Source organism: Paenibacillus sp. FSL R10-2796, from assembly GCF_037965315.1.
Lineage (GTDB): Bacteria > Bacillota > Bacilli > Paenibacillales > Paenibacillaceae > Paenibacillus_AQ > Paenibacillus_AQ odorifer.
In genome coordinates this window covers 251,724-275,407 of record NZ_CP150178.1, presented here as the reverse complement: position 1 = coordinate 275,407, position 23,684 = coordinate 251,724, and the positions used below count along the sequence as shown (strand labels likewise).

General features: G+C 43.8%; 14 protein-coding genes and 1 tRNA gene. 4 read left to right on the top strand and 11 right to left on the bottom strand.

What is annotated here, in order from left to right; translation table 11 throughout:
• Window positions 1-32: 32 nt before the first annotated feature.
• Window positions 33-680, bottom strand: a complete 648-nt coding sequence (locus NST58_RS01285; protein WP_339245752.1) for a hypothetical protein — start codon at window positions 678-680, stop codon at window positions 33-35.
• Window positions 681-840: 160 nt separating this feature from the next.
• Here NST58_RS01285 and NST58_RS01280 point away from each other — a divergent pair, with 160 nt between their 5' ends.
• The 3 genes from NST58_RS01280 (at window position 841) to NST58_RS01270 (ending at window position 4,414) form a co-directional block, all read left to right on the top strand.
• Window positions 841-1,578, top strand: a complete 738-nt coding sequence (locus NST58_RS01280) for a response regulator transcription factor (protein WP_339245750.1) — start codon at window positions 841-843, stop codon at window positions 1,576-1,578.
• Entirely contained in the window at window positions 1,556-2,908 is a 1,353-nt protein-coding gene (locus tag NST58_RS01275; protein ID WP_076192593.1) for a HAMP domain-containing sensor histidine kinase, read from the top strand. The genes NST58_RS01280 and NST58_RS01275 overlap by 23 nt, the downstream gene beginning before the upstream one ends.
• Before the next feature lie 750 nt (window positions 2,909-3,658).
• Window positions 3,659-4,414: an SDR family oxidoreductase gene (locus NST58_RS01270; RefSeq protein ID WP_038568170.1), complete on the top strand. Its 756-nt coding sequence runs from the start codon at window positions 3,659-3,661 to the stop codon at window positions 4,412-4,414.
• 99 nt (window positions 4,415-4,513) lie between these two features.
• On the opposite strand, the gene NST58_RS01265 is transcribed toward NST58_RS01270, so the two are convergent.
• The 6 genes from NST58_RS01265 to NST58_RS01240 form a co-directional block, all read right to left on the bottom strand.
• Window positions 4,514-8,821, bottom strand: coding sequence for a glycosyl hydrolase (locus tag NST58_RS01265; RefSeq protein WP_339245746.1), 4,308 nt, complete (start codon window positions 8,819-8,821; stop codon window positions 4,514-4,516).
• Between the two features lie 396 nt (window positions 8,822-9,217).
• Window positions 9,218-9,562: a hypothetical protein gene (locus NST58_RS01260; RefSeq protein ID WP_076126939.1), complete on the bottom strand. Its 345-nt coding sequence runs from the start codon at window positions 9,560-9,562 to the stop codon at window positions 9,218-9,220.
• 216 nt (window positions 9,563-9,778) lie between these two features.
• Complete coding sequence (locus NST58_RS01255) at window positions 9,779-10,879, bottom strand: glycerol dehydrogenase (RefSeq protein ID WP_076101108.1); 1,101 nt, start codon at window positions 10,877-10,879, stop codon at window positions 9,779-9,781.
• 163 nt (window positions 10,880-11,042) lie between these two features.
• A complete protein-coding gene (locus NST58_RS01250; RefSeq protein WP_076135377.1) occupies window positions 11,043-12,437 on the bottom strand; it encodes an MATE family efflux transporter in 1,395 nt (464 codons plus the stop codon).
• 118 nt (window positions 12,438-12,555) lie between these two features.
• Window positions 12,556-12,639 (bottom strand) — tRNA-Leu (locus NST58_RS01245).
• 228 nt (window positions 12,640-12,867) lie between these two features.
• On the bottom strand, window positions 12,868-17,208 hold the full coding sequence (locus NST58_RS01240) for a bifunctional 2',3'-cyclic-nucleotide 2'-phosphodiesterase/3'-nucleotidase (protein ID WP_339245740.1): 4,341 nt from the start codon (window positions 17,206-17,208) through the stop codon (window positions 12,868-12,870).
• Between the two features lie 816 nt (window positions 17,209-18,024).
• Here NST58_RS01240 and NST58_RS01235 point away from each other — a divergent pair.
• The gene (locus NST58_RS01235) at window positions 18,025-18,462 is read left to right on the top strand and encodes a hypothetical protein (RefSeq protein ID WP_076126935.1); all 438 of its coding nucleotides are present in this window, start codon (window positions 18,025-18,027) and stop codon (window positions 18,460-18,462) included.
• A 36-nt stretch (window positions 18,463-18,498) separates the two neighbouring features.
• On the opposite strand, the gene NST58_RS01230 is transcribed toward NST58_RS01235, so the two are convergent.
• From NST58_RS01230 to NST58_RS01215, 4 genes are all read right to left on the bottom strand, one after another.
• Window positions 18,499-19,413: a polysaccharide deacetylase family protein gene (locus NST58_RS01230; protein ID WP_339245737.1), complete on the bottom strand. Its 915-nt coding sequence runs from the start codon at window positions 19,411-19,413 to the stop codon at window positions 18,499-18,501.
• Window positions 19,385-20,707 (bottom strand): MFS transporter, encoded by a 1,323-nt coding sequence (locus NST58_RS01225; RefSeq protein WP_076126931.1) that lies wholly within the window; start codon window positions 20,705-20,707, stop codon window positions 19,385-19,387. The genes NST58_RS01230 and NST58_RS01225 overlap by 29 nt, the downstream gene beginning before the upstream one ends.
• A gap of 153 nt (window positions 20,708-20,860) precedes the next feature.
• Window positions 20,861-21,394, bottom strand: a complete 534-nt coding sequence (locus tag NST58_RS01220; RefSeq protein WP_051491493.1) for a DUF1854 domain-containing protein — start codon at window positions 21,392-21,394, stop codon at window positions 20,861-20,863.
• Window positions 21,387-23,582: an ABC transporter ATP-binding protein gene (locus tag NST58_RS01215; protein WP_076282639.1), complete on the bottom strand. Its 2,196-nt coding sequence runs from the start codon at window positions 23,580-23,582 to the stop codon at window positions 21,387-21,389. The genes NST58_RS01220 and NST58_RS01215 overlap by 8 nt, the downstream gene beginning before the upstream one ends.
• Window positions 23,583-23,684: the final 102 nt, after the last annotated feature.

Here is a 23,684-nt window from a genome sequence, read left to right as displayed (position 1 = left end):
CTCTATTCTGTATCAAGCCTCGCTAATCGCCGTTATTTGGCTGTTTCAAGCTCCTTGATCTTCTCTTTATATTGGTCCAACAGATTAGCTAAAGCTTCCTTGATCACAGTCGCATCTTTGGATTTAGCGGCACTATTCAGATCATCTTGGGCTTTGAAAAAAGCTTTATCCGCGTCGCTAAGATCTGGAATGGAAATAGCAATTGAAGTCGCGTCTACAGCTTTAATTGAAGTAGTGATATTGCTATCTACCTGCATATCATCGACTACAGGTACTACTTCAAGGTTACGACCAGCTTCAATATATCCTGCAGGTAGAGCTTCGGTGGATAGTATTTCTTTAGATAATTGAACTCCCTCCACCAGTTCCGCAGGCACAAGCTCGGCAAGTGCGGTTACACTAAATCCAGCAACCTTATAATACTGATCCAAGGTGTTCTTCCAATCTTCTTGGGTATTAGGTGCGTAGGTCTTAGCCAACTCTAGGGGATCTACCCAATCAATAGTGGTTACTTTAGTGGCAATTGTTCCTTTAGAGGCAGCAGTAACCACGGCTGCGGCCGTTGTTTTCGTGTTTCCGTCTTGCGCTCCACTTGCTGCGTTCGTTGCAGACGGTGCAGCAACGGCGGACACTAGCAGGGCGGACAGCGCTAACTTTTTAAATAACATCTGTTGATTCATAAATACAACACTCCTCGTCGATTCGAATGATCTTACAAGACCAAGCTTACATAATGGGTGTGGCAGAACATTGGTTAATTTGTGGAAAAACGATGGCAGCCGCCCTTACCCACCTCTGGATTGATATACTTGTAGGAGAATAATTTGGAGGTAACCCGAAATGAATAATCCATATCTCATTGCCGTAGTCGACGATGATGAACATATACGCAATCTTGTTGAAGCTTATTTACAAAAAGAAAACTACCACACCATCGGCCTTGGCAGCGCTGAGGAAGCATGGACCTTGTGGCAGACTAGCCCCCCGGATATGTGGGTACTCGACGTTATGCTCCCCAGTATGGATGGTTATGAGTTCTGTAAAAGGATTCGTAACGAAGCCGAAGTACCGATCATTATGATCTCCGCAAGAGATAATGAAGTGGATAAAATATTAGGATTGGAGCTTGGCAGTGACGATTATCTAGTCAAGCCGTTCAGCCCTCGTGAATTAGTCGCCCGGATCAAACGGCAGCTTCAACGCTGGTACAAAATGAGTAATCAGGCCGACAAGTTGAACAGTCAGACCACTTCCACCCGTCTTGAAATCGACCAGCTTCTACTATTGCCGGAAGAAAGACGTGTATTCTGGTGTGGTGAAGAGGTGGACTTGACCAGCAAGGAATTCACCATGCTAAAAGTATTCGCCGATGCCCCTAACCGGGCATTTACAAGAGATGAGCTGCTGAGCTATGTGTGGGGGGACGACTATTTTGGAAGTGATCGCGCCGTAGATCATCTCATTAAACGGATGCGCAAAAAACTGGAGCATTTGCCCATTGAGGCAGTATGGGGACACGGATACCGCATGAGAACAGATGGGGGTGAGCATACGAATGAAACTAGCACATCAGATTAATTTAGCCTTTAGTATTGCATTGGTATTGCTACTATCTATTACTGCAGTCGTGATCCATTTTGTACTACTCAACCATTTTGTCGGAACACAAAAAGAGGATTTAAGAACCATTGGGGCGGCGATGTCAGTTACATTGACTGAAGAAAGTAAATACATCGGGGAGATTGGCACTCAGCTGGAAGCTCTGCCGGTGACCTTACCTTCTCTAAGCACTGCAGGCGTCGAAGCCATTCTTAGCGATGAGACAGGAAAAGTCTTGTCCACATCATCAGAGATGAGTTCAATTGCAATAAACTATGATGCCAAGAGTGTCACAGGCCAAGCCACTGAGCTCCAGAACATTTGGAATGGAACAGATACACGGTATATTACTGAAGTGAAGGCGACACCTATAGGCACGCTAACTCTACTAACCCCTATGAGCGCAGTCACTGCTATTGAACAAGCTTTGCTCAAAAGACTGCTGATCGTTTTCAGCGCAGCGGGAGCATTTATGTTCCTATTTGGCCTATTTATCACCAAGAAGCTGATTCAACCTCTAATGAGGCTGCAACAAGAACTCCGCAAAGTCAAAGAACGGCACTTCTCAGATGTTAAATTAATTAAAGCTGGTGGAGAGCTTGGATCTGTCGCTCAATCGGTATATGACATGGCAGATGAATTAAATCGTTTCAACCATGTGCAGAAACAATTTTTCCAGAATGCGTCTCATGAATTAAAAACTCCCTTAATGTCCATTTCCGGCTACGCTGAAGGGATTAAGGATGGTGTTTTTGAAGGTGAGAATGTAGTAAAAGGGCTAGACATTATCATGAGCGAAAGCAGCCGCTTGAAGAAGCTCGTGTCCGAAATGACTTTACTTGCGAAGCTAGACAGCGAGGAAGATATATTCAAGCCTACGGTTATTTGTTTAAAAGATCTACTGACAGAAACCATCGAACGAATGAACCCTCTATTAATGAAAAAAGAATTAACCCTCCATATCTCCCACGATCATCAAGATTCTCTTACGATCCGTGCGGATAGGGATAAGCTGCTACAGGCGCTTCTTAATGTAGTTTCCAATGCAGCACGTTATGCTAATCAACATATCTATATCCATGTTTCAGTCAAGGAGGGCCGGGCTCTGTTATCCGTAAGTGACGATGGCCCTGGAATTTCGGACGATCTGCTTCCTTATCTCTTCCATCGTTTTGTAAAAGGAAAAGACGGAGAATCCGGACTTGGACTGGCTATTTCCCGCGCAATCATCGAGCGTTGTGGAGGTCAGATCAGCGCAGGCAACCGAAGAAATGGCGGTGCGGTAATCTCGATGGGGTTTCCTTTATAAATATCCATAAGAGGCTGTCTCAAAAGTAGTGAACTCTACTTGGGGCAGCTTCTTTTTTATGGAATAGAAAAGTAATGGATTTTACTGTGCCATATGACTATATACCACGCGTAGTGTTCTCTGATATTGCGTTGGGTGGTTGGACGGTGGGCGGTTGGGCGGTGAGCGGTGGGTGTAGGCAGTGGGCGGTGGGCGACTTGCTAGGTGAGTTTTTCATACGGCTTGCGGTAGGGTTTAAACTAATTAGGGAAAAACTCCCTGAAAATAGCCGATATTCACTCTAAATGCACGAAATCAGGGAATTCCTCCCTAATAATTAGGGGGATTTCTTAATTAGTTACTAAATCGGCCGAAAATCAGGTAAGTTTTCCCTAATTATAAGTCTGATGAACAGAAATCTCTGAATTTCAGGGAAAAATTCCCTAATCACTCTATAAATACTTCACTTATTGCATCACTTGCAGCATCACTTGCAGCGTCACTTGGAGCGACACATGAATCATCAATTGCTCATCACTTGGTGCGCCGCTTAATTCAATCGCTCAACATGTACATAAGAGCTGGAACAGACCTCATCAGATGCTGTATTATTCATCATCACCCTCTATATTCATATTGGTAAATGATGCCGTTTCTACTTCATGGTAAATATAGCTACTATTTTGGGTAATATATAGTCAAAGTAACAATTACACCTTACCTCTGATAAGAGTTAGATACTACATTTTTTCACAAAAAGGAGATACCAACATGAGCAGACTTGCAGGAAAAGTAGCTATTATTACTGGTGGAGCAGGCGGTATTGGTAAAGGGATGGCCCTGGCTTTTGTTAAAGAAGGCGCTAAGGTAGCTATTATTGACCTCAATGAAGAAACCGGCAAAGAAACAATTAAAGAATTACAAGAATATCAACCTGAATCTATCTTTATTCAAGCGAACCTCAAGGAACACGATAAAATAGCTCACCTTGTTAAACAAGTAGCTGATAAATTTGGAAAAATAGATATTTTAGTAAACAATGCCCACGCATCCAGAATGAAATCTATTGAAGAAACTACACAGGCTGATTTCGATTTATCTTTTGATACAGGCTTCTATCCAACCTTCTATTTTATGCAAGCAGCACTACCGTATTTAAAAGAAACACAAGGTAAAATTATTAATTTTGCATCGGGCGCTGGCCTCAACGGGGATACCAATCAAGGAACATATGCTGCTGCAAAAGAAGCCATCCGTGGAATTACCCGGGTAGCCGCTAATGAATTTGGTCCATTTGGTATCAACGTAAACATCATTGCTCCAATTGCTAATTCCCCTGGCATGATTGAATGGGCAGAAGCAAACCCTGAGTATTACCAAAACATGATTTCAAAAATACCTTTGAGAAGATTGGGTGAACTGGAAAGTGATATTGGTCGTGTTGCGGTATTCCTAGCGAGTGAAGATTCCGATTATATTACGGGCCAGACTATCATGGTAGATGGCGGGTCTATTAAGCTTCGTTAATTTCAAGCAGATACTCGACTTAAAATGAATAAATTTGATGCTAAATAAATAAGCCGGAAGTGAACATCGTAAAATGTTCGCTTTCGGCTTTACTACTTTCTATTTAATCGTGATTTCGTCCACATATACGGTAGCACTACCTACTGGATCAGTTGCTGTGGTCATGACTTGAACGCCAATCGCTTGGGTCAAATTACGATCCGCTACCTTGCTGATATCCAGTGTTATTGTAGTAAATCCATTGGCATCTACTGGTGTAGCCGTAGAAGCAGTCCATGTTCCCCAGCTTGAGCCACTTTGGGTAAACAGCTGAGCCATTACACCGCTAACATCGCTTGCATCAATAGGTACAACCTTGATTTTAAGCGTAATTGTTGATGCATTCGCTAAGTTGGTAACCACCATACGACGCAGCTGGAGTTGCCCTCCATTCAATGTTAAGTCCGCTTGCATCGAATGAGTTCCCTCAGCATACACAGCATTGCTCACCGATAGATTCTGAGCCAGCGCTGTATTATATTTATTATTTTCATCCACATTGATGCTGAAGCCTTGCAGTGTATTGTCCTCGAAGCCATAGACGACAGCTTCAGGTGCGGTACCATTCTTCAGGGTCCGAACATCATCCAGATACAGCGTAGAAGTTCCCGTACCGCTGAATCCCTCGAGCTTGATACCTATGGCTTTTACACTATTAAGATCTGCAATACCTGCCAAGTTGAGCGAAACCGTAGTAAATCCGCTCGAATCTACTTTCACAGCTCCACTGTCAGCCCAAGACCAGGTTGATCCCGTCTTAATATACAAACGTGCATCCGCTGTTCCGTTCGACAGTTTAATTTGTGCGCTTAATTTATCAACCGCGCTCAGATCCAGACTGCCATTTTTGCTGAGCTCAAAAGCTCCATCTGAATCGAGTGAGAACAAGGTGCTTAACGAATGAGTTCCCTCAGCAGCCTCATCAGTCGAGATTACCGCCGCGCTTGCACTCGCATTATTTTGCTCTACTGTCCAGTCCTGAGTATCTTTTTCGAAACCATACAACAGCTTCGCCTGTTCTGGCGTGCTGCCAGGGCCTTCGCCCCCATTAGGAACGCCACCCGTTCCATCATTAAACGCTGCAATATCGTCGAAGTACAGCGTACCAGACGTACTTGCTACTATGTCCTTTTTATTTACGTAGATAGACACTGCCCGAATGTCCTTAAGGTTCTCTTTAGTGATTACTTTACCGGCATTTCCTGTATCCCATGGCGCTGGAGCGAACTGGCTGAATGGAATTTCCACCAAGCCAGGTGTCGTACCTGCCAGTGAAGGATAAGCTTCAAAAGAAATGCCGCTTGCATTGACCTGAATAACAAGCTTGTGGTCGCTGCCATCAGGTGCAATCCAGAGCTTCAATTTGTTGGCGTCCGACCAGTCGGCATTATTCATGTTTTTGGTACGACCTGTATAACCTTGGCCATCCACATTATAATCGAATCTCAGGCCATACTTGCCATCATTTTTATGGTCCGCATCAAGTGAGATCGTATTTAGATCACCCGCAGGACTTAATGCCGCACGAAGTAATTCATCATTCCCTTTGTAATTCTCAAAAGTATCTACAATCAATGGGTCCCCATTGCCCTCTACGTCACTTACAAAGATTTGGATCGTTTGTGAAAGTACAGAACCATCCTTTGCATAGGACTTAACAGTAAGCATCACGCCAGTTTCGTCGAAGGCTACACCTGGTGTCCAATCTGCCAAGTAATAGAAACCTTCTGCGTCAGCTGCCATGCTGTACTCTGTTGTGTCATCCCCAATCAGGTAGGTTACTTTATCTACGTCCTGATTCAACACACGAACACGAAGGGTCGATGCTTTTGTCGTGGGCACTGTTTGGTTTGCCGTTGGTGAGGCAATGTGTAAAAAAGGTTGCTCGGTTTCTGTAGTTACCTGTTTCGAATACGCATCCGCAATAGCCACTTCATGGCTGAAGCTTGTATACGGATCATTATAATAGTCTACAAAATCAGGGAGCAGTTCATGATCCCCTAGCCCGTTTGGAGCATTTCTATAAGGGACAAAGATAGAATCTGTATTGAAATTCGCCCAAGTCTGCATGTACGCCATCCGTTTAGCATCCGGATCAGACTGCAGTGCAGCGATTAGCTTGGTAAAGAATTTCAGGTCCTTCGTTCCAGTTGGCTTCACACCCGAATAACCGAACTCAGTAAATGCTGCGATTTTCCCCTTATCATCCGCCAGCTTCGAGATCAGCTTAGCATCCTTCACGACTGAATCAAACCAACCCTCAGTGGTTCCGTCATAATAATTATCGAAGCCAAGGATATCGACATAGTCATCTCCCGGATACGTCTCAAGGAATGTCGCATCTGTGCCGTTAAATGGACTTCCCGGTGAGAACGCATATAAGAAGTTATGCACATCTTTTTTGTCCCTTAAGTATTCAACGGTATAACGATAAATTTCAGCATACTGCTCCTTCGTACGGTAAGGCGCACCCCACCAGAACCAGCCACCATTTTGCTCGTGGAATGGACGGAAAATGACTGGAATAGCTTTACCATCATCATCTTTTAAGTTATTCGCAAAGTCCGCAATCATATCCAGGAATGCATTAAACTCTGCATGTTTGTCACCGCCGGGTAATATATGCGTAAGCACATTCCCTTTGGTGTCATAAAAGTCCTTTCCTGTGACGAAGTTCGGCATATGCGAGCTTAATGTAAGCACGCCGCCTTTTTCATAAGCAGATTTCATCACGCCGATTAATTTATCACGATTCTCCAGCTGGGTTGCGCCTAGATCGCCTGGTTTCTCAAAACCTTCAAGACTAAGCGTATCCCAGCCGAACAGCCCCGGAAGGTCGCCTACTGCATTCTCGACCTCAGACTGCGTTCCGTCCTTTTCAGTAATAGAAAGTCCTTCTGTAGTAGCATGCTGATGTCCAAACAAGATCTCACTGCCGCGGATATCCTGTAAATAGGCGAATAGCGATCTAGTCTCACTACTTGCACCAACATCCGCTAAATTCTCGATACGTCCCACAGGACCCGTCGGGTCTGTCGGTGTCGGTGTTGCTGTTGCTGTCGGTGTCGCTGTTGGTGTCGGTGTTTCCGTTGGTATTGGTGTCGCTGTAGGTGCCGCGGTTGGATTAGTCGGACCTACCGGCGTTGTTGATGAGCCTGATGCCGAGGTAGGCGCTGGGGTAGTCGTTGCTACAGGACCTTGATTGCCTTTGATAATGACAATTGTGCCAGGAGCAATGGGTTTACCGTTCAACGTTACTCCTGTTGCTTTAACGTCCGCTTTTGCAATGTCGCCCTGACCGGAAAGGGTGGTTCCAGTCGCTTTGACAGCTACGTTTAGATTAGCAATCGATGCGCCTTCACCTAGGATCAGCCCCACAGTGCTATTTAGAATTCCCGTGGTGATCATCGTCCCAGTTCCAAACTCCAGTCTTGCTAGACTATCTACCGTTAGCTGAGAAATTTGGGTTGTACCACTCGTGAGGACACGAACCTCACCCTCTTTACGATTTATATTTACTTTGCCTAATGAGCTATTCTTAATAAGAATGGAGTTTATCCCGCCACCTGCAATAAATGTGGTGCCCGTAACCTTAATACCCTCAAGGGTCACTTCGCCGTTACCGATCCCAGCAGTTAGATACAGGTTTCCGTTTATCGTTGCATTTTTTAACACAACACCATCCTGATTAACGACTACATTCCCAGAAACTATTCCTCCTTCAAAGCTTCCAGATTGCGAGTAATAACTCTTCACTATTTTATTAATTAACGTTATAACTTCGGCACGGGTGATCCTTCCAAGCGGCTTAAAGGTTCCATCCTCATACCCTGTAATCAAACCTGAGAGCGCATGAACTGCATCCTTAGCATAAGCCTGAATCTGAGCGGAATCACTAAATCCGCTCATTGATGAAGCGCTTTCAGTAGCTTGAAGAGTAAATATCCGAGCCAACATCGTCACCGCATCCTGACGCGTTATATAATCAGTAGCTTGTGCTTTATTCTCTGAGTATCCTTCATAATACCCAGCATATCGTGCCAACGAAAGCTGATCTGCATACCAATCGGTCGCTTTTACATCGGAAAAAGATTGATCTGACTTCATATAGAAACCAAATACCTTATTCAAGATCGTAGCAAACTCAGCTCTTGTAATTCCTTCATTGGGATGAAAAGAACCATCCTGATACCCGTTTAATACGCCATTTTCTACCCACTTCGCAATATTTTGTTGTGCCCAGTGACCCTGTGTATCACCGAATCCCACAGTCGATGGCGCTGCTGCTGCAGAAATTACAGAGGGGAAAGGAGACATTATCATTGCACAGGCAAGTATACTCCCCAGCCACTTTTTCGCTTTTTTCATTCCTAATTCTCCTTCGAAAATGAATGGATTTGATAATAAGAATAGCCAACCAGCTGTTATGAACCCAATAACTATCTGTCCTTATAGAAGACAATTACAGACCTACTCGCTAACTATTCACCTCCACATATTCAGCTTCGTTATTAATAACAAACACTAACAAAATATTTTAATTTCGTTAGATATTTCGGTATATGCAAGATTATAGCGGTTACATTGGCATAAAACAATCTAAATATTCCCTTTTGTTATAATTATTTTATTGTTTACGTTAGTATTAATGTTAGTAATTCCGAAAATAAATAACAAAATTCAATTTAATATAACAAAAACAGACACCCCGCAGGAGTGCCTCCCAATAATCATATAGATGAGATCCGATTCATTTATCATGTTTTATTGGTGGCACGGAAACACAGATGTACCTTCCCGCACCTCTTTCGTCAGATCGTCCATAGTGACAAGATTACGTGTAGTTCCGAGAACGATAATGACATAATACGATTGCCCACTTGAATCCTCGAGCACTACCTGATAACCCGACCCTCCAAATAAGGGTTTGCAAATCGTTGCAACTCTCAGCGACGCACTTTCCGTGTACTCTTTGCGCACATAATCCATTCCAAGGCTTCCTGCCGACTGCTTGTTCTGACGCTCCGAATTTCCGTGAATTACTGCTATTATTACCGCTCCAATAATTATGATAATAAGGACTAGATAACCTAAATGTTTTTTTCTCATCTTTCCTCCTTATTACATAGAGTACAATTAGCATAGCAACGGAACGATTAGCAATAATCTCGTTTCCGTAGACACCCTATCCCGTGATTAAGTATGCCAAAGCCGATACCTATAAGCAAAATTTTACCACTACTCTACTTCAAAAGCTTAACCTATATAAAAACAAAAGGCACCCCCAAGGGCGCCTTCATTATCCCTGCATATTAGTTGTGCTAGTTATTTATAAGACTCTGCCAGCGAGTTCGCCACCACTATCGCATTGTACACATCTTCCGGAGTAACCGGGAACGGCATATTGCCCATTGTGTCTCCTTCTGCACAAGCAGCTTCAGCAACTTGGCGCCATTCGGATTCGATAAATTCCGTGCACCCCAGATCGGCGAGGGTTAGCGGAAGATCTACATCCTTGATAAGCTTAATGACAGTTTCCAGCTCCTCATTTGAGGCATTTTCCAGTACTAACTGGGCTAAAAGACCAAACGTAACCTTTTCACCATGCTGAGCTTTGTGTAGTGAAGGAACGGCTGTCATCCCATTATGGATAGCATGCGCGGCAGCCAGACCACCAGATTCAGCACCCACACCACTTAGATAAATTGTCGCTTCAATGGTCTCCTCCACCGCGCGTGTATAGAGCTTCTGATCAACCGCACGTTTTGCTTTTACCGCATTCTTAAGTAGAGCTTCATAACAAAGTCTTGATATACCTAGACCCGTTGTAGAAGGTTTCATAAGTACGAGATTGTCGCCATTAGAGGCATAACAAGCACGGGCTTCAAAATAAGTAGCCAGTGCGTCGCCAATTCCAGCTGCGAAAAAACGGGAAGGCGCTGAAGCTAAAATCGCTGTATCAGCCAAGACTACATCCGGATTACTTGGGAGGAATAAGTATTGATCAAATGAACCATCTTTATTATAAATGACAGCCAGCGCTGTACATGGTGCATCAGTAGATGCGATCGTCGGAAAAATAACTACAGGCAGCTTCTCATAATAAGCAGTAGCTTTTGCGGTGTCCAGTGTTTTACCTCCGCCGATACCGACGATGATATTCGCCCCAGCTTTACGGGCAAGTTCCCGATTACGATTAATCTCTTCCTGAGTACATTCATAATTGAATTTTTCAAAAGTAGCCTTATTCCCCGCACCTTCGATGGAACTCCCCGCCTCTTTCTTAGCACGTTCCAAAATGAACTCATCACAGATCACATAGGCATGATCGCCAAACGCCTTAATATACTCATTCAGATCTGACAGTAAGTTATGGCCGGAGATAAATTTCTTTGGTGAAGTAACGGATCTAACGAAATGTGACATTGTGCAAGACTCCTTGTTGTGTGTTTTAGTAAGCATAAAGACGCAATTCCTACATATTATTACCCCGCTACCCAAGAAATACTCAAGCTGCATTCTCCAGAGGCACTCATCAGAGCATGCAAAAAAGACACCCATCAGGGTGTCCTTTGATTTTTTATATCTATTATATAACACGATGCTGAACCCATTTCTTGCCCATAAATCGCCGCAGGAAAATCAAACCTCTGATCCCCCACTCACAATTCATCGCCAGCCAAACGCCGAGTATACCAAAGTTCAGAACAATACCTAAGATGTATCCGAGCACTACACGGAACAGCCACATCGTAAGCATCGAAACCATGGAGGTAAACTTGGAATCCCCTGCCGCTCTAAGCGCCGAAGGCGTAATAAAGCTTATAGACCATAACGGAATTTGCGCAATCGTATTGATGAGCACAATCAGGAAGATATCACCCACAATCTCAGCAGGAGGATGGAACATTGACACTAATGGATTGAAAAAAGGCATAATCAGCAACCCCATCACCACCAGGGAAAGAGAAGAGGTGACAAGGAATGATTTAATAAATTTTCGAGCATCCTTAACATTATTGCTTCCCATACATTGTCCCACCACTGTAATAATCGTCAAGGACAACGCATTCCCCGGGATTTGCATAATCCCTGCAAAGGAGGAGGCAATCGCATTAGTCGCAAGTGCATACGTACCCAGACTAACGATGAAGATCTGAGTCAGAATTTTACCACCGTTAAAGAACATCTGCTCCGCCGCAAACGGCATCCCGATGAACATTATTTTTTTCAGCATAGACAGCTTAACCGCTACAAGATCGCGAATACGGATATGCAGATCGTTGTCCAATCGGAATAGATAATAAAGTGCGCAGAACGCCCCCAGGTATCTAGCTATATTTATAGAAATGGTCATTCCCAGAACACCCATATGCAACAGGTTAATAAAGACGAGATTCAATAAGACATAAGTTAAATTCATAATTAGCGAAAGTACAAGCGAGGCCCTCGTTCTACCAATTCCACGAAGAGCACCACATACCGCTTCCACAACAGCTATACCAAGATAAGAGATACAGCTCCCGATTAAATATATTCGGGCGTTCTCCATAACCTCCGGTGAGGCCGCTCCAAATAGTAAATTCAACAGCGGATTGTGAAAAAGAATTCCGAACATCCCAATAGCAAATGCCATCAGCGAAACAGATGACGTAGCACCTGCCGTAGCTTTTGACACCATGAGGTCATTGCCGCTCCCTTTATACTGCGCAACAACAACCGTCCCACCTGTTGAGACGGCAATAAACACACTAATGAGAAAAATATTAAGAGAATCTATCATATTGACCGCACTGATAGCTGCCACACCAGACGAGCTTATCATAGCTGTATTCACTAGATTAAGACCCACCACAAAGGCCTGATCCACTAGGATAGGGATGAATAAAGCAATCATCTGACGATAATCTATCGATTCACCAGAGAAATACTTTTCTAGAAACCGCACACTTTGCTTCGTATTTACACCTACATTAGGCTCCATCTTTGCTTCACTTCTTTTACATAGAGTTTGTCAAATTGAATTATGCGTATAAATAGAAAAAGGCTCTTCAGGTTGAAGAGCGATTCAAAAGTATTGCCTGTTTATATGCACTTAGGTATGCGGTCGAGAGGACTCGAACCTCCACGGGGGTTAGCCCACACGGACCTGAACCGTGCGCGTCTGCCAATTCCGCCACGACCGCACAAGATATAAAAAAAATACAGTGCAGAATATAAGTTAACATGATTTCACAGAAAGAGCAACAACAAATTTAACAAGTAAAAGCGCCTTCGGTGTCCTTGTAAGGGCAGTAAGCGTTTAAGGGAAGACTATAAGAGTATTGGTGTCACTTATACTTTCTTATATTTAAAAAAAGTGTATCGATGCCCTCAAGAGGATCATCGATACACTTTTAGTTAGAACAATAGAATTATGATGCTTGTCCAAGCATGCGATAGATGATAACCGCTGCTTGAGCGCGATTAGCTATACCCTTAGGTGCAAATTTCCCACCATCAACACCGTTGACGATTCCCAATTGAGTTAGCTGTGCGATAGCCTCTTGTGCATAAGGAGCAATACTGGACTTGTCTGCAAACTTACCCAATGCTGCATTTTTATCAATCGGCTGTAGTTTGTCTTTCAGTGCGTTAGCAACCATAATGGCCATCTCTTCACGAGTCACTTCACGACCCGGTTCAAATTTGCCATTTCCAGAGCCTTGTACAAGTCCAGCCTTCACCGCAAGGGCGATAGAATCCGTGTACCAAACTCCTTGTTTAACATCGTTGAACGAACTGGTTGTCGCTGAACCCGTAAGATTCAGTGCGCGTACCAGCATCGTAACGAACTCTGCTCTAGTCACTGTTTTGGTTGGCGCAAAAGTATTTGCATCCAGACCTTTCAGAATGCCCTTAGCAGCCAATGCTTCAATAGCTTCTTTCGCCCAAGCTACCTTGCCCAGATCCTTGAAGTTTGCTGCTGGCGCAGTAGTTGGTGCAGGTGTTGCCGTTGGTGCTGTTGATGGTGCTGGTGTTGCTGTTGGTTTCGCGGTTGGAGTAGGCGTTGGAGTTACACCGGTAGAACCGCCTCCACTGCCACTGCCTGATCCCGAATCAGCCTTTAATTTATTAATAATACGACCTTCAATGGCTGCTTTAATCTCTTTGCCATTAAACGTCTTTACAATGTAGTCGTAGAACACGTCCAAATCAATAGGTCCAGCCAATGAATCACTAGCTTGAGTCAGAACCTTGTAGTTATCTCCACCCGCAGCCATAAAGTTATTTACTACTGCTGTATATTTCTGCGTAGGATTAATTGGTGTTCCATCAGTTAGTGTGAGGCTCGCAATACGATCGGCTACTGGCAGATACATATTCGCTGTATATTTCAGTCCGGAAATTTGCAGCGTTTTGATATCTGGTGTTCCATCAGCTTTTACATTCCATTGCTGTTGCAGCAATGTTTTGATTTGCGCTCCGGTTAGTGTCAGCTTCACAAGCGTGTTGCCGAATGGCTGAATTTTAGCCAGATCGCCGAAGGTTACAGGACCTTTCGGAAGGTCCGCACGGATACCGCCTGGATTCATAAAGGCGAAATCGGCAGCTTTTGCACCATCGCCGAAGTCAGCATTACGCATAGAGTCAGCAATCAGATTACCAAGTGCAGCCTCATTATTGTAAGCATCGGTACGAGTGATAGTTCCGTCCGTTGTACCCACTGGTTGAGTGAGCTCAGGATGCTTCTCAAGGTAAGCATTAACCAGTGCCACACTTTCCGGATCTGGTGTTACCCCATCATGGAAGGTGGAAGTTACCACAGCAGACTTGTCCTTCACATCACCTGTTTTAGGATCAATGATCAACTTGATATCCTCAAATGCTGTACCGTAAGAATAAGCTTGTACAATCAGCTTGCCGTTTACTGTTCCATTTGCAAGTGCATGGTTATCACCAGCAACGATAACATCAACAGGGGATTCCGCAGGAAGCGCATTGGCTAGATCAGCCGCTTCACCTGTAGTCACACCATCTTTGGTTGTTGCAGGATCATGTGCAAGCACGATAATCGTCTCAACACCTTTAGATTGAAGCTCCTTAGCGTATTTCTCAACAGCCGCCACTTCCTCTTCAGGCGTAAGGAAATGCACGCCAGCCGTACCGGAAGGTGCTACCTTGCTTGGTGTGGATTTCGTTACAAGACCAATAAAGCCGATCTTCACACCGCCTACTTCTTTGATTACATAAGGATTAATAATTGGCTCGCCAGTTTTGGCATCCACTGCATTCGCATTAACATAATCAAAATCAGATCCAGCATGGTTAACTTTATTATCCTTAGGGTCGACACCACCATAAAGCTGTGTCATCAGTGCATCAACACCTTGGTCAAATTCGTGATTACCAAGAGAACCCACATCAAATTTCATCATGTTCATCCAAGCATGAGTCGGCTCATCGCGCTCAAGGGATGATACTGGAGCGGATGCTCCAACGGAGTCACCATTATGGAAGAGTAATGAGTTCTCATATTTTGCACGAGTTGCTTTCAAATAAGTCGCGAGATAGGCTGCTGTGCCTACAGACTTATTGTTCACTGTAGAAACAGTGTCGAGTTGACCGTGGAAGTCATTAATTCCAAGAAGGTGAACCTCCACATCTTCCGTCGGTGCAGGTGTCTTCACACTTAGATCTAGCTTGAAAATTCCAAAGCCCTTATTATCTTGCTGTCCAGTATCGGAAATGTTCGCTGGGAGTACATTTGCCGCTTTAGGTGTTGTTGTAAATGTAACATTCACATTGCCTTTGATAGGTGCCAAGAACCAGTTACCATCAGCAGTTGGATCAATCGTACCAGCTTCACTGATGTAGTCCATCAGAACCTGACGATTCTCATCTTGAGAGTCTACAACCAGCTCTGCACCTTTAACACCCGGGAAGTTCCCGCCACCACTTGCGCGGTAATTATTAGTAACAACAATGAAATCCTGATCTAGATCTAAAGGTTGATCATTGTAAGTGACATCCGTTACACGACTCGAAGAAGCATCATTAATCGTACCATCCGGATTGTACTTCGCGTTTTTCGTCACATCAATTTTATATTGAACCCCATCGATTACATCGAAGTTAAAAACTGAAAATTTCGTATTCAACAGAGACTGCGGAGTCGAGATCCCTGGTTTGATGCGGTTAAATGCGCCCGCACTCATTTCCAGCCATTCTTTTACAACAGAACCCTTAACTTTGATTGCTTTAAGGGTATTATCGTATAAATACAGGTCACTTGCGCTACGAATAGTCAAGTCACCCTTATCAATACTGGTGTACTCATCAGGTCCGTTGCGTCCTGCTTTAAAAGGAGCACCAACACTAAGAATGGCAAGGTCCTTATATTGAGGAACATTGATATCAATATAATTCTGAACGTACCACTTTTGTGCATACGTAACAAGTTGAACCGTAGGATCATCCTGAACCATTGCGAAATAGCTGTTCATCGGAGCTGTTGTAACACCAAGCTTTTGTCCAGTATAAGCAATAGTAGCCTCATGTGCTGCTGCAACAGCTGCATCTACAGCCGCATCAGGCTCAACCAGTGGTATATTCACTTTATTCTCTGTCTTATAAATAGAACGAGCAGAAGCTTTTGAACTTTGCTTGTCTACCGTCCAGTCACTACCATCGTATACAATGTTCAGATCGATTAGACCCAAATAAGCTCCGCCGTAACCAGCTTGTACAGCAGGCGTACCGTTAATGTGGCCATTCACATTATCGATCACAGCCTTTTCGTTTGCATACGGTTGTTTAGTAACAGGATCTTTGAACGACGCGTCCAACGTATCGTTATTCCCTGTTGGGAATACCTTATGCGTATGAGAGAACGTAATCGCATCAATATTAGGAACCTTACTCAAAGCGTTAATATCATTCTCAGAACCGTCTCCAACAACGGCGTTAACATCAAACCCCGTATGGGCCATAGCAACAATAATATCTGCTCCCTTAGCTTTCATTTCAGGAACAAATTTTTCTGCCGTTTTAGCAATATCTTCAACGACAACTTTGCCTTCCAGATTAACCTTGTCCCACTCCATGATTTGAGGAGTAACTAGGCCGATTAGACCAACTTGAATCGTCTGCTCATCGCCGTTACTATCCGTTACTTTCTTAGGAATAATAACATAAGGTTGATAAGCATTTGTAACGCCATCCATTTTATATATATTGGCATTCACATAATCAAAATTGGCTCCAGTAGTCATCTCATTACCAGCGCTACCGTTTATCGTACGATCTAAAAATTGTAATCCATAATTGAATTCATGATTACCAAAAGTCGCAGCATCATATCCCATAGCGTTCATGGCTGCAATCATCGGATGGATATCAGTAACATTAGTAGGATCCTTCAGATCCGATTCCTTCGCCACATAAGTACCTAGCGGAGTTCCTTGAATCAAGTCCCCATTGTCGAGCAGGAGGGTGTTGGGTTCTTCACTTTTGGCTTGTTTCACCAAGCTTGCTGTGCGGTCAAGACCGACAGTTACTGAAGCCGCATTCTTAAAATAGTCCCAGCCGTAGACATTGGTGTGCACGTCCGTCGTGCTCATCAGCCGGAGTTTGGCTGTGGCTGCGGATGCTGCTTCAGCTTTATCTGTACCCCAAGCTGCACCCAAACCAATACCTCCAAACACCTGCAAAGAAAGCACTGCAGTTGCTAATACAGAAGCAATCGGCTTATTCCATCGTGTCTTCCATCCCATAATAATATTAGTCCTCCCTATCATTTTCACATAATTTCTGTGATATTATATCACACAAACATAACCAATTATCATATAATTGTAAAAATAATATAAAACAATGTTAAATATAATAACATAAGAAGAAAGACCTAGACTCATGAATCCGTTTTTATAGGTCAAGAGTCAATAGATGCAAAAAGAACACATCTTCACCAGATGTGTCCTAAAAACAATCCTATATAAAGTCTAGAAAAGTCGAATCTATGTCCGGCACTACTTTTTACCCATTCATAGCAGTAATCCCAAAACAGATTGCAGTTATTAAAGATAAGGGTGTCATCACAAGTTTTTCTTTCATGCTCCTCGACAATAAGTTCATTATAGTATTAAGCATTAAATAGACGGCAAAAAAATAACATACCCTTCTATCAAAAGGTACTCCAATAGAGATCACATTCCCTGCCTGCAATAAGTACAGGATGGCAATTAGCTGTATCACTACTGAAACTCCACACGCGACTCTCATTTGTGGAGGCATAATTCTATGCCTTCCTCCCATTGCAAATTCCCCATAAGGCAATCCCAGAGACAGCAGTATATAAAGAATCACTGCTCCCAAAAAAGTAATACTCCCAATCCATGCTGATATCAAGTTTTCACCCCTCCATAATTTATTTATCGCACATTAAATTGTATGAGTGTAATGAATTATTATGGGCATCAACACAAGTGGCAGCTCTTTCACCCAAATATTTTTTTATGATGAACTAGCACAAGCAACACAAAAATATCTGAGTAATATAGAAGTAAATAGACCAATGAGGTGATCCACAAATGGCAAATACAACGAAGATTCGCAAACGTGCTGAACAGCTGAAAGGTAGACCCGTGTGCATTACGTTACATGATGGACGTACGTATATAGGATGGATAACCGGCCTCGATAAGAATGGACTGACCCTTTCCAAACCACGTAAAAACAAACACAGAAAATCAAAAAAACACTCTTCTTCCCGCTCCCGGAAAGCAAACGTATCAGGACTAATGCCCTTATTCGGCTCACTTTTCGGAATGGGTGGAGGCGCTCTAGGCTCCGCAGGAGCAGGGGCTGCCAGTTCTGGAGGCGGTGGTTTTGGCGGATTTGGCGGGTTCGGGGGAATCGGCAACTTTATTGGAATGGTACAAAAAACTATGCCGGTTATGAAGATGGGCTACAATATGATTAAATCTATTTCCCCCTTCCTTAACGGGCTAAAAGGATTAATGGGATAATCAAAAGACACCCCTCAAGGTGTCTTTTATTTTTGCTCATAATCTTATCAGGTTCTTTAACAATCTGCCTGCAGATCTTAACCGTGGACGTTTTAGATGCTCCTGTACATAACGATAATTCGTCAATTCAACCTTAGCATCACTGAGGGCATAGGTAAAATCATCATCAAAGGGCAACTTATACTCCCAAACTCGCTTACTCCAGTGCGGAATATTTGCTTGCATCCATGGATCGTCTATCCCGGGATGAATATAGGTCTCACTAACGCCATCTGGCAACGAATACAGCTTAGCAATAATAGATCTTTTAAAACTTTCATACGTCTCGCCTTCCTCTACACCAAAAGGATGCGATAGCAAATAGTCGGGAATCGGCACCCCAAACGTATCCGCCAGCCCTGCTCCAAGGGCAACTGGTCGTTCAATATTTTTCAGCGATGCCAAAAGCGGATCCTCAGCATGGATGTATCTGAAGAATCGTGAGGGCAATCCCCAGCGCGAAATTTTCCACAACGTCTGCGGAAGCAAGCTGCGTCCTGTTTCCATTCCGTATAAACTACCCATGTGGTTGTCTACATGGCTAATCACTATTCCCGACTGTTTCACTCGCTCGTACTGCGCATCTATCTCCTTTAGTACGGCTTTTGTCTGCGCCCCCTGTTCGAACTCTTTTACCGTCCTATATTGATGTCCGCTCTCGTCGTGAAGAGAAGCCTCCCCCGTCAGGCTCGCCCAGCGCAAAGCCTCAAATTCACTAGTCATCGTCAAGTGAAGTCCCACATTCCGTTGTTGCCTGCGACTACACCATGTAGCCGCCTCCTCAAAGCCAGGGGCCACCGCCATAATCGTTGCTGAGGATACCTTTTCCTCTTCCAGCAGATGTTTTATCGCCTGATTCATGGGGGGACTTTGCCCAAAATCATCACAATTGATGATTAATTTTTTGTTCATAGTCAGCCTCACCTCTCAAAGAGTCCATAAATGTAAATTTCATTGTGAAGGATATGACAACAGCTATGGCCAAAAGACATAATGGCACCACACTTATTAAATACCTAAATGTCGCTTCAGGATTGGACCCTGGGTCATCGCCGCCTTGATAGCCAAAGATCATACCTACAATGAAAAAAGCTAACGCAGAGATTAACCCGCTTGAACGAGTGATGAACCCGCTTACAGCCGTGTAGATTCCTTCTCTTCTCAGACCTGTTTTTTCCGCATCCTCATCAATAATCTTGCCACCTACTATTGCTGGGGTCACTAGAAATCCGGCTAATCCGAAACCGACAACTACGCCAGCAGCCACGCCACTTAAGAGGTCATAACCAAACCATAACGGAATTACCGATAACGCATATAAGATCAGTGATAACCGCCACGCCTTAACCCCGTCCATCTTACGAATCATCCAGTACCACACGAATACTAATGGAATGACCGAAACAAAAACAGCTGCGAGTAAAATCGATACCTGAGCCTCTGAGATATGAAGTACATATTTTGCATAAAAAGGAATCATCGAGCTTACAAGTCCATTCACCGTTTGGGCAAAAGAGTTCGAAATATTAAACACCCAAAACTTTTTATTCCGAATGGTCTCCCGAAAAGCCGGAATCAACTTCAAGGGTTCCTGCTCTGTGGGCTCCTTCTTTTCTTGGACATTCATCATACATAAAAACATAAACACTCCAAAGAGACAGGCATACACTATAGCCATATTAGAGAAACCAATAGCTGCAAAAATAATTGGGGTTAAGGCAGTACCGATTAACAAAGCTACAACTTGATAGCCTTGCTGAATCGCAGAGGCTTTTGCCCGAATACGGTCTCCACGGAAGAGCTCCGGGAGTAACGCTCCATAATTCACCCATAACACAGTGGCGACAGCCTCATAGAAAATAAGTGTGACTAGAAACCAAGTGAACAATCCATTTTCAGATAATCCGCCGGGAGGGGAGAAAACCAGTACAAATGCCAGCATGAATAACGGAATTGAGCCAAACACCCATGGTCTGCGTCGACCCAAACGAGTATCTGTGCGATCTGACCAATAGCCGAATAACGGATTGTTTACCGCATCCCAGATCAGAAAGATGGTTCTGGCTAATGTAGCAAGTCCAATGCCCAATCCTAATTTTTCAACATAAAAGTAACTGTAAAATGAACTAAATGCCTGACTGGGAACCATCATCGCAAACATCCCTAAAGCAAAGGTGTACGGCGAATTGATCCATTTATGCTTCACTCACATACCTCCCCTATGGTAAAGATCCGGTTGTAATATATTACCATACCGAAGAGAGAACGCCATCAAATTTTTCCTTAGCAGAAACTACGGATAAAAAAAGAGGCCCCGCAGGCCATCAACAAATGGCTGTGGAGCTTTTTCATAACTAGACTATAAAACATCCTTCAGCTTGCTTCGGCTCTGAACATCCAGGGCTAGATAATCACGGATTTCGCATCTTTTTCCATTGATATCCGTAAGAATGATTCGTTTATGACTTGGATACTGCATATGCTCGTGCAGGTTCCGCATAACGATCCGGGTCTGGCCCAGATTCGTTTGCAGCTCCCAAATCCACATATCCGCTTTTTGCTTAATAGAATCAATGCGGGTTACAACCGGAAGAAAATACCGCAGCCGGAGCTCTGTGTCCACTTCCACCCGACTTTCTTCATCGAGCTGATCAATGTCACGAATGACTCCGATCTCCTCACTCTTGGAGTTACGAACTGAAATATACTCCGTGGTATATTGGAATGGAAATATACGAAAAAGAATTAATTCCTCATAGACTTGACCCTCCACTACTCCTTGAAACACGCCACCTTGACTGCGGCTAAAAGAGATTGCACCCGGTTCAAGAATGTTAATCTCATAGGGATCTTTAGGATTCAATTCCCCGTTAACAAGATTCGGATCACTCATGCATCTCAACCCCCTTAATCTGCGACATTTCCTTCTGTGCCTCAACTAGCTTGAAGTAAGCACCTTCTGCAGCAAGCAATTCCTCATGTGTACCCACTTCAATGATCTTCCCGCGTTCAAGCACTACAAGACGGTTCGCATTTCTTAGCGTGGATAATCGATGGGCAATCGCGAATGTCGTTCTGCCTTTTACCAGTCGCGAGATCGCTTCTTGAATTTGTCGCTCGGTCACTGTATCTACAGAAGCTGTTGCTTCATCTAGGATTAGAATTCGCGGATCGTGAATTATTGCTCGGGCAATAGACACTCGCTGCTTCTCTCCACCGGACAATTTATGGCCACGTTCCCCAACTCTTGTATCATAGCCATCCGGCAATTGAACGATAAAATCATGGGCGTTGGCAATTTTTGCAGCGCGCATGATTTCTAATTCCGTAGCGTCCGGTTTAGAATAGGCAATATTCTCAGCAATCGTTCCGTCGAATAGAAACGTCTCCTGCAGCACTACACCGATCTGACTACGCAGATCTGACTGGCTGATATTTCGGATGTCCACACCATCGATGGTAATAGTTCCCTCATCTGTGTCATAGAAGCGACAGATCATATTAATGAATGTCGACTTACCGGCACCTGAATGTCCGACCAGACCAATCATCTCGCCCGCACCCACTTTTAAATTCACATTCTTGAGCACAGGATGATGTTTTTCGTATCCATAAGTAACCCGCTTAAACTCAACCTCACCGTTTACGCGGCCGATGGCTGCTGGATTCACAGTATCAGGCACATCTGACGGTGTATCCATAATTTCAAAGACCCGATCTGCTGCTGAAATCGCATGGCTGGCCCAGTTGATCATTTGGCTCACCCACTGCAAAGGTCCGAGAAGCATCCCAAGGTAGGTCACCAAAGCGATTAGCGTACCGATGGATAATTGTCCCTGTAGCACCGTTTTCCCGCCATAAAACCAAATTAATAACGTACCCACACCAGCAACCAACGCAAAAGCAGGAAACATCCCCTGCCATAAGCCTTCGATCCGAATATTATGCCGAACCAGCTCCTTATTGGCGACTGTATAACGTGACATCTCTGTTGTTTCCTGACCGAATGCTTTGACTACACGAATCCCCTGCAAAGAATCGCCAACCAAAGCGTTTAATCTAAAAATAGATCTCCACTGCTGGTACCAACGTCTGCCAATCATCGGCCATAACACGGTCGACAGCACCACCATAAGCGGCATAGGCAGCATAGCAAGCAGCGTTAGCTTCCAATCCATACTGAACATAATAGTGAAAATAGCGATTACCCGTAGCAATTCACCCGAGACCCAGATTACACCGTCAGTCATAAATTGCCGCATCGCCTCTGAATCATTATTCACCCGTCCAATAAATTGCGAAGATTGTCTTCGGTCGAAAAAAGATAAAGATAATTTCATCAAGGAATGATACACATCATGACGAAGATCACCCATGATTTTGGAACCAATCCATACCCCTATAAGTCCACGTACAGTCTGCATTAAAGTAATTACTAAGGATGTGGCTGCTAGCCCGATCACAATCCATAGAAGCGTTGAGCCCATATCCTTTTCTGTCAACACATTATCAACGATCATCTTCGTCAAAAAAGGTGGAACAAGCTCTACCAATGTAGTAAAAATCAACATAATCGCCGCAGCGATCATTTGGATCTTATAAGGCTTGGCATAGCTCAGCATCCGAAATAGAACCTTGCCGTTACTCTTGCACACCGGACAAGCTTGCGAATCTTCCGGCAGTGGATTGCGGCATTTTGGACAATTCCTTGGAAACTCTTTTTCAGAAGCGGTTGGCCGTTCCTCGCCTTTAGCTACAGCGCCAATTAATTTAGAAGCAAAACCAAATATAGAGGTAAGTGATGCTGTATAACGTATAAGTATAATAGGCCCCTCTTGGGTATCCACAAGCAACGATCCGCCGCCTACCCCGCCTACTACCCGGGCATCAGTAATATTCGAGACTAGAAGCTTTGAGACCAGTTTCCCGTCCGTTCCCCAAACGGAAATCTCCTTCTCAGTCAATACAAGCCACTGCTCACCGAATTGCCCATCTTTCATTAAATCGGATACAGAGTGAAATAAAGGTTGTTCTGTAAGCTGTATTTCTATAGACTTGGGAAGTTTATCAATAGATGTCATACATTTCTCCCCTTTCTTTACCCACCTATTTACTCACATATATTTACAGTGGTAAAGATGAAAAAATGATTATAATTGTTTTGTATGGTTATTTAAACAAAT